Origin of the sequence: Desulfocapsa sulfexigens DSM 10523 (assembly GCF_000341395.1) — a bacterium.
GTDB lineage: Bacteria > Desulfobacterota > Desulfobulbia > Desulfobulbales > Desulfocapsaceae > Desulfocapsa > Desulfocapsa sulfexigens.
The window spans coordinates 2,835,550-2,847,590 of record NC_020304.1 but is presented as its reverse complement, the minus strand read 5'-3'; the positions used below and the strand labels follow the sequence as shown (position 1 = coordinate 2,847,590).

The following is a 12,041-nucleotide window of genomic DNA, read 5'->3' as shown; positions in this document are numbered from 1 at the left end:
GGAAGGAGAGAAAAATGAGGAAAGTATCGATCATTTCAATGGCTGCCCTGGGAGCACTCATTGGAAGCACCCAGGGGTTTGCCAATGACCACGACCAGATCGAAGGTCCATTTGAAACCCCCATGGAAGTAACAGCAACATGCCTTGAATGTCATGAAGACGCTGCCAAAGAAGTTATGGCAACCACTCACTGGACCTGGGAGAAAATGCAGACCGTCCCTGGAAAAGGTACAGTGTCACGCGGGAAAAAAAATGCGATCAACAATTTTTGTGTCTCGGTAGGGTCCAACGAACCACGCTGTACAAGTTGTCATGTTGGTTATGGTTGGAAAGATGGCTCTTTTGATTTCAGTGATGAGTCAAGAGTTGACTGTCTGGTCTGTCATGACACCACGGGAACTTACAAAAAACCGGGTGCAGGAGCAGGAATGCCAGCTGGTTTCACCGGCGTTGAAAGCATGGACAAAAAACCCGTTGATCTTGTGAAAGTTGCCCAAAATGCAGGTATGCCCACCAGGGATAACTGCATAAACTGCCATGCCTACGGTGGTGGTGGAAATAACGTTAAACCTGGAGACATGAGTAATTCCATGCGAAATCCAAGCAAGGATCTGGATGTACACATGGATTCCAAGGGACTTAACTTCACCTGTCAGCAATGCCACAAGACCGACAGTCACGACATTCCAGGGCAATCTCTCATAGTTTCTGCAAGCCCCGGCAGTACTCTTGACTGCACTGACTGCCACGGCAGTTCTCCACATCGTTATTTTCCAACAGCAACAAAGTACAATGCCCATGCGGAAAAAATAGCATGTCAAACCTGCCATATCGCACATTTTGCCAAGGCTGATGGAACTAAAATGAGTTGGGACTGGTCAAAAGCTGCGACAAGTAAAGAAATGGCAAAGGAGAAAAAAGTCGTTAAAGAACATGGACATGCCGTCTATATCTTCAAGAAGGGCCAATTCACCTACGAAAGTAATGTCGTGCCAACCTATGCCTGGTTCAATGGAACAACCAGTACCTACATGATTGGTGACAAGATTGACCCCAGCAAGACAACCATACTTAATGCCCCTCAGGGTGACAAAAATGATCCCGATGCCAAGATCATGCCTTTCAAGATTCACACCGGAAAGCAGATCTACGACGCCAAATTCAACTACCTGATCACGCCTAAAGTTTGGGGACCAAAAGGGGATCCCGATGCGTTCTGGGTTCAGTTTGACTGGAACAAGGCAGCTGCTGCTGGCATGAAAGTCAGTGGTCTTGAATACAGTGGAACTTTTGATTTTGCTCCCACCGCTAGCTACTGGCCTATTAACCATCAGGTTGATCCAAAAGAAAAGGCTCTCAAATGCCTTGATTGCCACAAAAGTGGTAACCGTATGGACTGGAAAGCTCTTGGCTACGATGGCGATCCAATGGCAACAAAGTAAGACAATGCAACACTCCTGAGCAGTACCCCTTTCTCTAAAGCAGAAAAAGCCCTCTTTTATACAAAGAGGGTTTTTTTTGTTTCTCCTGAGTTCGAAATAGCGATTAACGGTTATTCAGTATACTTTCAATTGTTCTGCCATCCTTTAAGGTATGAGCAAAAACAGCTTCAAGCAGAGGAGCCACCTTTTCCATCTCTTCCTCAAGCAAAAGAAAACCAGGCAAAGGCAATGCCTTTACAACATTTGCCAGCCCTTGGTCAGACATGGATGCAGGAAGAAGATCAAAATATTTTCGGTTTTCAGGAAGCCCACAAAGGGCCAGCAAAACATCCTGCATATTCCCCAGAAACTCACCCTGGCCAAGATGCTCTATGAGTTGCATTACAGCTGTTGAAGCTGAGAGATACTGCTCTCCAATGAGTGCCGGAATCCCTGGACGGCAGGTTACAGTGGAGGCAAAACAGCGACAGGAAAATGGCCTCACCTCATAAATGGTGCAACAGTCATTTTCCAAAAACGGACAGGGCTCACTGCTGCCATAGGAATCCGGCTCCACATCCTTCCCCTCAAGACAAGCGGCAGCAAAACCGTTAGTTGTAAGTTCAGGCCTTCTCGTCTGTGCCTTTTTCTGAAGTTTTTCAGCAAACCACTCCTGCATGCCCTTTTCACAGATAAAGCGATGGATGAACTCTCCCTCAACGGCTGTAATCACAACATTCTGGGTACAGCAGGTGGCGCAACCTTTTTTACAGGCAAGATCTTCATCGACCCACCTTTCAAATTCTTCATAGATCCCAAGCAGGACCTCTTCTTTCAGTGGAACCATAATAGTATTCCCTCCCAAGACCAATTTGATCTTGATTATTAATAACAGGTAAAGTATTTGACATTAGTAAATGCTATCCACTATAGTCACTTAGAGTGTATTTGACGATATTTTTCTAAGCAGACAATATCTTGTCTTCATAGCTCCAGCGACTGTTTAGTGCACAAACCAGCGGGGTCTTTATGTTAACCAAAAAGCTGCTGTCCTTCTTTCTTTTCACAATTTTCTCTTGTCAGATCAGTACAGCTTCAGCAGATGATTATACTGATATCCAGGCACTCGTTGATCAATCTACAATCCTTATGAAGAGTTTTGGCGATGACCCGGAAATGACGTGGTTTCAACACAATATTCAATATGCCAAGGCGGTATTCATTGTTCCTCAAATGCTGAAGGCTGGCTTCTTTATCGGTGGGTCAGGTGGTTCAGGGGTTTTACTTTCCCGGGATATGAAAACAAATATCTGGAGCTACCCCGTTTTCTATTCCATGGGCGCCGTCTCCTTCGGTCTTCAGATTGGTGGTGAGGCCTCGGAGATTGTCCTCATGGTCATGACAGACAAGGGTATGGATTCCATGCTCAGCACTTCTTTTAAACTCGGTGCCGATGTAACCGTTGCCGCCGGGCCCCTGGGACAAGGAGCAAAAGCTGCCACCGCTGATATCCTAGCCTTTGCACGATCCAAGGGGGCATTTTTGGGGGTTTCCATAGAAGGAGCAATCGTAAACCCTCGTGACAAATGGAATGCCGCCTACTACAAGCAAAAAGTCTCTCCTGCTGACATCATTATAGGAAACACAACACATAATCCACAGGCTGATGCACTGCGAACAACAATGGCTGAACAATCCAAATTAAAAACCACCAAAGTCTCCTACTAAACAATTTCATCCTGTTCAATGGCGCAGGGTTCTTTGATCCTTTTACAAAACTCAACTTTTGTCATTCAATGTCCATCATATTCGATAAACACCCTCCAGACAGGAATTATGAACGCTCTATACTCTATGGTCTTCTCACCCTCACCTTGAGTCTTTCTGGCTGCATGGTTGGCCCCGATTATCAAGCCCCAAAGGGAACCTCTTCTGTTCAGATAAGCAGCATCATCTATCCCGGAGTCCGTTTCGAACAGACCGATCTCAGCCACTGGTGGGACATCTTTAATGACCCTCAGCTCAGCTCACTGATACGTCTCGGGGAACAGAACAACTTTGACATTAAAATGGCCCTTGCACGGGTTAAAGAAGCCCGTGCTTCACTCGGCATTGAAAGCTCAGGTCTCTATCCTGAGATTGATGCAGACGGTGCTGTTACCTGGGCCAAGGAGAGTGAAAACGTTAATCCCCTGGCAACCAGTGAAGAGACAAAATATGCTTTTTCAGCCGATGCCAGCTGGGAAATTGACCTCTTTGGAAGGATAAGGCGTTCCATTGAAGCTGCCACTGCCGAGTACCAGGCATCCTGGGAGGATCATAATGATGTCCTGATCAGCATCAGGGCTGAAATCGCAGTAAATTATTTTTCGATGCGTACTCTCCAGGCACAACTGGAAACAACGAAAAAGAACATCACATCACAGCAGGACATGCTGCACCTTACGGAAGTTCGCTACAAAAACGGCATTGCGACCTATCTCGACGTTGCTCAGGCAACACGTGAGCTTGCCAGCACTGAAGCCGAACTCCCATTGTTGCGGATAGCTCTACAGAAAAATATCACAGCGCTCAGTGTCCTTACTGGTCAACCATCCGACATCCTCCGCCAGGAATTCAGCACAGTCAGACCAATACCAGTTCCTCCCGCCGAACTGACTGTTGGAATTCCCGCTGAACGTATCCGCCAGAGACCCGATGTAAAGCTCGCCGAACGGAAAATCGCCGCCCAGACTGCACGTATTGGCGTTGCAACAGCAGATCTCTACCCCAGTTTTTCTCTGGTTGGTTCACTTGGACTTGCCTCCTTAGACGCCGGGAATTTCTTTAATTCTGCCAGTACAGTCTATGGTATTGGTCCTTCTCTTCACTGGAACATTTTTAACATGGACCGCATACGACAGAATATTGCCGTTCAGGATGCCAGAACAGAACAGGCTCTCTACTCCTACGAACTAACCATGTTAAACGCCATCAAAGAGGTTGAGGACAGCTTAAGTGGATTTCATGAACAGCGCCTCCGACTCGAGGCCTTAAACCACTCCGTACAGGCCTCCAAAGAGACTGTGAGCATGTCGATCAAACTTTACAAAGATGGTCTTACCCCATTCCAGGACGTACTCGATGCCCAGCGCTCTCTACTGAATTCTGAAAGTAATCAGGATGCTGCCAGAGGCGATGCTGCTGTTCAACTGGTCAGTCTCTATAAAGCTCTTGCCGGTGGCTGGACCACTCAGCCTGAGCGCCACAGCGAACTCCCACAATAATTTTCCACACACTATTATGAAAAATTCAATTTCCTTTTTTCTGATTTTGACCATATGTCTCAGCGCCCTCCTCACAGGAGGATGCAAGGAACAACAACAGCAGACACCAGCGCCCCCTCCCCCTCCTGAGGTAACTGTTGCTAATCCAACAGTCAGGGATGTCACAAACTACATCTACTTCACGGGATACACAGAAGCACGAAAAGAGATAGAATTCCGTGCCCGAGTTGAAGGATATCTCGAGAGTTTCTCCTTTGAACCAGGCAAACTGGTGGAAAAAGGAGATCTTCTTTTCAACATTGACGCCAAACCTTTTGAGGCTGATGTTGCAAAAGCAGAGGCAGATCTTAAAACCAGAGAAGCAAGGCTTAAACTGGCAGAAGCAACATTAAAACGGAAGGAAAGCGCTTACAAAGAAAAGGCTGTAAGCGAACTCGCCGTTCTCGAAGCGAAGGCCGAACTTAGTATAGCCCAGGCTCAGATTCTGGAATCTCAAGCTCAGCTGACTTCAGCAAAATTGCAGCTCTCCTACACAAGAATCTATGCCCCTGAGAGTGGCCTTATCAGCAGGAATCTTGTTGATAATGGAAACCTTGTAGGTGCGGGTGATAAAACCCTTCTTGCAACATTGGTTAACTACGACCCGATCTACGTCTATTTCAATATGGATGAACGCTCACTGATGCTTTTCAAAAGACACCTCAAAGAACAGGGGATAAATGACATCACAAGAAATCCCGTTTCTGTGGAACTGGGACTGGGTGATGACTCCAACTACCCATATAGTGGGGTAAGTGACTATCTCGACAGCCAGGTAGATCTTTCAACGGGAACAATCCTGACGCGGGCAAAATTCGACAACAAAGACCTCTATATCATACCAGGACTCTTTGCCAAAATTAGAATCCCTACCCATGTTGAAAAAGATGCCCTGCTGGTACCGGAAATTGCCCTTTCTTCCGATCAGCGTGGGCGTTATCTGTTAGGTGTCACTGCTGATGGAACCGTTGAGTATAAACCGGTTGAAATTGGTGCCCTTGTTGACGGATTTCGCGTAATTCGTAAAGGCATAATTAAGGATGATATGGTCGTTGTTAATGGTGTTCAGCGTGCGCGACCCGGCGCAAAAGTGACTCCCAAAACAGCTCAAAACTGAAATCCACTCCAGTCCATTACGATCACTGTCATCTTCCTGACAGTGAAAAGAGTAACCCATATTGCGATTATCAATCTAGCCTAAGAGATATATCTCATGAGTCGTTTTTTCATCAATCGCCCTATTTTTGCCTCCGTTATTGCTCTCATCATTGTACTGGCAGGAGGAGTGACCCTTACCGGACTCCCCATCGCCCAGTACCCCGAGCTTGCCCCTCCCACTGTCCAGGTTTCAACTGCCTATCCCGGTGCCAATGCTCAGGTTATTGCTGATACCGTCGCAGCACCCATTGAACAACAGGTGAATGGTGTGGAAGGAATGATCTATATGTCCAGCACCTCCACCAATTCGGGAACATACAATCTTACCGTCTCCTTTGAAACGGGGACGGATGCTGATATGGCAGCAGTTCTGGTACAGAACCGTGTTGCCATTGCCATGGCGGCTCTCCCTCAGGAAGTAAAAAATATCGGGGTCACCACCAAAAAACGATCGAACTCTATTGTATTGATGGTGACACTTACATCACCCAACAAAACCTATGACAAGTATTATCTCAGTAACTATATCTCACTCCGTTTAAAAGACGAAATTTCAAGAATAGCTGGTGTTGGCGATGTTGCCGCCTTTGGCGCTGGGGATTACTCCATGCGCATCTGGCTCGACCCGGATTTACTGCGTTCCAGAGACCTGACTACCAGTGATGTCACCGCCGCCCTGCGTGAGCAGAATGTCCAGGTGGCAGCAGGGCAGATTGGTGCGCCACCTGCCCCATCCGGCCAGGCCTTTCAGTACACCGTAAATACTCTTGGCCGCCTTAACAGCCCTGAGGAATTTGGCGACATAATTGTAAAACAGGGATCTGGAGGAAAGCTCACCCGTATCAAAGACATTGCACGGGTTGAGATGCAGTCAAAGGAGTACAACTATGACACCAGGCTCAATGGTGATGAAAATGCATTGATGATGATTTATCAGTTGCCAGGGGCCAATGCCATTGCCCTGAAAGAACAGATTGCCGCAAAAATGGAGGAATTAAAAAAATCCTTTCCGCCCGATCTTGAATATAAAATCCCTTTTGATACCACTCTCTTTGTTGAAGAAGCCATTGCGGAGGTTGAAGAAACACTTTGGATAGCCATTGTTCTAGTCCTCGTTGTTATCTTTGTTTTTCTTCAGGACTGGCGGGCAACCCTTATCCCTGTGATCACTATTCCAGTATCCCTTATTGGAACCTTTGCCGCAATGGGGTTGATTGGGTTTTCCATCAACATGATCACTCTTTTCGGTATTGTGCTTGCCATCGGTATCGTTGTTGATGATGCCATTGTTGTAGTGGAGAACACCATGCGAAATATGGATGAGCACAAAATGAGCGCCAAAGAAGGTGCTCTTGCCGCCATGGAGGAAGTGACCGGGCCCATCGTCGCGACCACTCTGGTACTCCTGGCAGTTTTTGTCCCAACCGCCTTTCTCGGTGGGATAACCGGCCAGCTTTACAGACAGTTTGCCTTGACCATTGCCGCTTCCACTTTTTTCTCATCCATCAATGCCCTCACTCTCAGCCCTGCCCTGTGTGCCATTATCCTGCGGCCCACCCCCAAAAAGAAGATGATCTTCTTCCGCTGGTTTGATGCCATGTTCGACAAATCACGGAATGCCTACGAGTCCATTGTCCATCTTATGGTACGCCGCTCCCTTATCACCATGGTTCTCTTTGCAGGTATAGCGGTTGCTGCCTGGACTGGCTTTACCGGCCTGCCCACGGGATTTATCCCCACAGAGGATCAGGGATATGCCATGTATGCCGTCCAGTTACCCGATGCCTCATCCCTTGAACGTACCCAGGCCGTGGTCAAGGAACTCGAAGACGCACTGAGAACCATGGATGGTGTAAAAGATGTCATTTCAGTTGCAGGTTACTCCCTTCTTGACGGTGCCGGAATGTCAAATGGTGCTGCTCTGTGGGTGGTTTTCAAAGATTTTGCCGAGCGGATCCCCAACGGACATGACATGAAGCATATCTTGATGCAGATGGCAGGAGCTGGAAGCCGAATTAAGGAAGCGATTATTATACAATTTCCTCCTCCACCTATTTCCGGAATTGGAAATGCCGGTGGATTCCAGTTGCAGGTTGAAGATATGGCAGGAATTGGTTTACCCGCCCTGCAGGAAATAACAAATGACCTTTCAGCGGCAGGAGTAAAAGACCCGATTATCTCCTCGGCCTATACAACATTTCGGGCCAATGTCCCCCAGCTCTTTGCAGATATAGACCGCACCAAGGCCAAAACCCTGAATATCCAGCTCTCCGAGATATTTGGATCCATGCAGGCCTTCCTTGGGGCTTCATATGTTAATGATTTCAACAAATTCAACCGTACCTTCCAGGTTAACATCCAGGCACAGGATGATGCCAGATCCAATGTGGAGGATATTGCCAAACTCCAGGTTCGATCCAGTGACGATAAAATGATACCTCTTGGGACGCTGCTTTCCGTTGAAGAAATATTTGGCCCTGCAATCATTACCCGTTATAACATGTATCCCACGGCGACAATTACCGGTACAGGTGCTCCCGGTTTCAGTTCTGGTCAGGCAATGAATGCCATGGAAGAGACGGCAGCACGTGTTCTACCAAACTCCATGGGGTCAGAATGGACTGGCATGTCGTATCAGGAAAAAAATGCCGGCAATCCCGGCCCAATTTTTGCCATCTGCATCGCTCTTGTCTACCTGGTACTCTGCGCCCAGTATGAAAGCTGGTCAATCTCCATTGGTGTTATTCTTGCTGTGCCGCTGGCACTTCTTGGAACCGTAATCGCCCTCATGGTACGTCAAATGGATAACAATGTGTACACCCAGATAGGTATTGTGCTCCTCATTGCCCTTGCCTGTAAGAATGCCATTCTCATTGTAGAGTTTGCAGTTGAGGCACGTGAGAAAAAAGGGATGTCCATTTTTGATGCGGCCATGGAAGCGGCAAGACTCCGTTTCCGCCCTATCCTTATGACATCATTTGCCTTTATTTTAGGAGTTTACCCACTTGTGATCGCCAATGGGGCAGGAGGAGCCTCTCGTCAGGCCCTTGGCACCGCTGTTTTTGGTGGGATGATTGCCGCAACTTTTCTGGCAGTACTCTTTGTGCCGGTGTTTTATAAGGTTATTCAGAGCAGCAGCGAACGACTTTTTCCACCGAAAGAAAAATAATACCACCTCAACTATACCTGTCAAATATATAGTGTAACCATAATGAAAAGATATAGCATTTTTCTCTATTTCTGCCTGCTGGCAATCTCTCTTACCATGCTCTCCCCAGCACCCCTTGCAGCTGTTGAAGAGACAGCTGCTGAAAGTGGAAGACTTAAGGGAGTTGCTCCAGACCAGATTGGCTCTGTTCTTGCCAAGATGAGCGACGAACAGGTTCGCAGTTTGCTGATATCAGAACTCACAAGTAATCCTACGCCCTCTACCAGTGCTCCACAAAAAACTGGCGGCCTTGTTGGAAAGACTGCCAAATGGCTCCATCTACTGGACGAAGGTGAAAATAGAAAGAAAAAGTCGAGCAGTTTCCTTTCCCGTCTTAGCAGTTTTCCCGGCGATTACCTCATAGTTGCGAGAAAAGTCGGCAGGGGGAGTTTAGGAAATTTTATACTTTCTCTGGCAATGCTTTTTGGAATATTTGGAGCCGCCTGGGGAAGTGAATACTTTACCCGTCGTTTCACTGCTAATTTCAGAAAACAGTTTCAAGAAAAAGCCATTCCAGTACTCGACGGCCCCATGCGCTTTATCGCTGGCCTTATGCTCTCCATCCCCTCTCTGGTCCATATTTTCGTTTTCGCAACGGCTGCTCTCCTTTTCTTTTTTATGCTGCCGGGTACTGACTACTCTCCATTACGCTACGTCTTTCTTGCCCTGCTTTTTTCTATTCTTTTTTATCGTCTTCTTGCCCAGTTGTCCCGTATACTCAGTTCTCCAGGCTCTGCCGCCCTTCGGGTTTTGCCCTTTGATGACATAACGGCTGCTACAGTTCATAGGGCAACCCTCTTTCTTTGTTCATATATCTTTACTGCAATTATGTTTCTTGCCTTACAACGGGAACTGGGACTCAGTAAAACAGCTGTGCAATCAACGGCCATGATTATCGCAACTTTTCTTGTTTTCGTCATTGTGCTTATGATTATGCGCAGTCGTCACTATGTTGCAAATCGTATCCTTGATAAAAGCGACCAGAACGGGACACGGAACTGGGTGGTTGAGCAGTTTGCCCAGTTCTGGCACGTCCCCACTATTCTCTATGTCCTTATTATCTGGATCATTATGCTTGGAGACCAGCTCACAGGTGTGCAACGTGGTAATTCTGCATTTCTTATGAGCCTGACAATCCTTCCACTCTTTGTTATTTTTAATGGTCTTGGCCAATGGATTGTCCGGGTTTCCATCAACACCCTGCGAATGTATAATCATGAGGACGAAGACTCTGCCAGCAGAGAAATACAGGCAAGTATCCTTGTTGCAAAGGAAAAGGAACGTAAACTCTATGTTACAACATCCCGCTTTATGAGCCTTTCAATTCTGGTAACACTGCTGGTCTGGACACTGAGCTTATGGAATGTGTATATCCCCTATGCCACCAATATCACCAAAGCAGTATTTCAGTCGCTCATAGCTGTTGCCCTGGGTTTAACCGTGTGGAAATTTTCCTCCAGCTATATAGAGAAAAAGATCCTTGAAACCATGCCAGTTGACGAAGAAAAGGAAGAAAATGATGATGAATGGGGTGGTGCTGCCACCAGGGGGAGAAGTTTTACCCTGCTTCCCATGCTCCGTAAGTTTATCGCATCCACCTTACTGGTGATGGTAACACTGGTAATCCTTTCTTCAATGGGTGTTGATATTGGGCCACTGCTTGCCGGCGCAGGGGTTGTTGGCCTTGCCATTGGTTTTGGTGCTCAAAAGATGGTAAGTGATGTTTTCTCAGGCTTTTTCTATCTCCTCGACGATGCTTTCCGCGTCGGAGAGTATATTCAGGCGGGTTCAGTCTCAGGAGCCGTCGAATCCATAAGCCTTCGTAATGTCATGCTTCGCCACCACCGGGGCATGCTTCAAATCGTCCCTCACAGCGAACTCGGTTCCATCACCAACTTTATGCGCGGTGGTATAATTGTTAAATTTAATCTTGAATTTTCCTACGATGCAGATATCGACCAGATTCGTAAGATCATCAAGAAAGTTGGCCAGGCAATGCTCGCCGATGACGAATTCAAAGATGACTTTATTCAACCTGTCAAATCTGCAGGTGTAAGAGAGATCACGGGCTCTGTCATGATTATAAGGGTTAAGTTCAAGGCACAGCCAGGAACTCAATTTGTCATTCAGAGAGAGGCCTACCGCAGAATTTCCGAGGCACTTGCCGCCAAGGGCATCCATTATGCCCATCGAAAAGTTATTGTTGAACTACCTGAAACAGCAAACATCACGGAAGAAAACAAAAAAATTCTTGAAGCAGGAGCAGCGGCTGCTCTGTTACAACAGCAGGAAGAAGAGAAAACTAATGAAAAGACAAAATCATAAAAATCCCTGATAGCAAAGCTTCAATACTGCTTATTTCTCCACTGCCTGTGAGTAGTGAAGAAATAAGCAGCTCACAGTACGGCCTGACAACACTTCCCTCCCCCACCCAAACTTTTTTTCCTGTTGTTTTTTGCTCTCCAATACAGAACATGATACAAATAGAAATAACTTCATTACATTTCTACGTATAAGGGAGAGGATTTTATGACGACAAGTCAAAGTGTTCAAGTACGAAGCAGTCAACTGCGAAAGAGTCCTTCTTTTCTCGGAAAAATCATATCAACTGTCCATTATGGTGACCGCTTAGCTGTTCTGGAAACCAAAGATTCCTGGCTTAAGGTCGATGCAAGAGGGAATCAGGGATGGCTGCACAGCTCCGCCATGACCACTAAAGAGATTGTACTCAAACCCCATGCCGGCGATATCTCTAAAGCTGCTGATTCCGATGAAATAGCCCTCGCCGGTAAAGGTTTTAACCGGCAGGTTGAGAAAAAGTTTCGCCAGCGGAATGCAAACGCCAATTTTAATATGGTGGATAAAATGGAGAAAAGCTCTGTTTCCCAGGAAGAAATTGAAGCCTTCCTCAAGGCCGGTAATCTCCATCCTACAGGAGGTGAAGTGTGA

General features: G+C 46.8%; 8 protein-coding genes. 7 read left to right on the top strand and 1 reads right to left on the bottom strand.

Annotation, left to right across the window (positions count from 1 at the left end):
- Positions 1-14 precede the first annotated feature (14 nt).
- Positions 15-1,442: a tetrathionate reductase family octaheme c-type cytochrome gene (locus UWK_RS12640; RefSeq protein ID WP_015404772.1), complete on the top strand. Its 1,428-nt coding sequence runs from the start codon at positions 15-17 to the stop codon at positions 1,440-1,442.
- Positions 1,443-1,545: 103 nt separating this feature from the next.
- Here UWK_RS12640 and UWK_RS12635 read toward each other — a convergent pair whose 3' ends face one another.
- Positions 1,546-2,268, bottom strand: coding sequence for a YkgJ family cysteine cluster protein (locus UWK_RS12635; RefSeq protein WP_015404771.1), 723 nt, complete (start codon positions 2,266-2,268; stop codon positions 1,546-1,548).
- A gap of 182 nt (positions 2,269-2,450) precedes the next feature.
- On the opposite strand from UWK_RS12635, the gene UWK_RS12630 reads away from it, so the two are divergent.
- The 6 genes from UWK_RS12630 (at position 2,451) to UWK_RS12605 (ending at position 12,041) form a co-directional block, all read left to right on the top strand.
- Positions 2,451-3,149 (top strand): lipid-binding SYLF domain-containing protein, encoded by a 699-nt coding sequence (locus UWK_RS12630; protein WP_015404770.1) that lies wholly within the window; start codon positions 2,451-2,453, stop codon positions 3,147-3,149.
- A 68-nt stretch (positions 3,150-3,217) separates the two neighbouring features.
- Entirely contained in the window at positions 3,218-4,687 is a 1,470-nt protein-coding gene (locus UWK_RS12625; RefSeq protein WP_015404769.1) for an efflux transporter outer membrane subunit, read from the top strand.
- Between the two features lie 16 nt (positions 4,688-4,703).
- Positions 4,704-5,843: an efflux RND transporter periplasmic adaptor subunit gene (locus UWK_RS12620; protein ID WP_015404768.1), complete on the top strand. Its 1,140-nt coding sequence runs from the start codon at positions 4,704-4,706 to the stop codon at positions 5,841-5,843.
- A gap of 96 nt (positions 5,844-5,939) precedes the next feature.
- Positions 5,940-9,053, top strand: a complete 3,114-nt coding sequence (locus UWK_RS12615) for an efflux RND transporter permease subunit (RefSeq protein ID WP_015404767.1) — start codon at positions 5,940-5,942, stop codon at positions 9,051-9,053.
- A gap of 42 nt (positions 9,054-9,095) precedes the next feature.
- Positions 9,096-11,417, top strand: a complete 2,322-nt coding sequence (locus tag UWK_RS12610) for a mechanosensitive ion channel family protein (protein WP_015404766.1) — start codon at positions 9,096-9,098, stop codon at positions 11,415-11,417.
- A 204-nt stretch (positions 11,418-11,621) separates the two neighbouring features.
- Positions 11,622-12,041, top strand: a complete 420-nt coding sequence (locus UWK_RS12605; RefSeq protein ID WP_015404765.1) for an SH3 domain-containing protein — start codon at positions 11,622-11,624, stop codon at positions 12,039-12,041.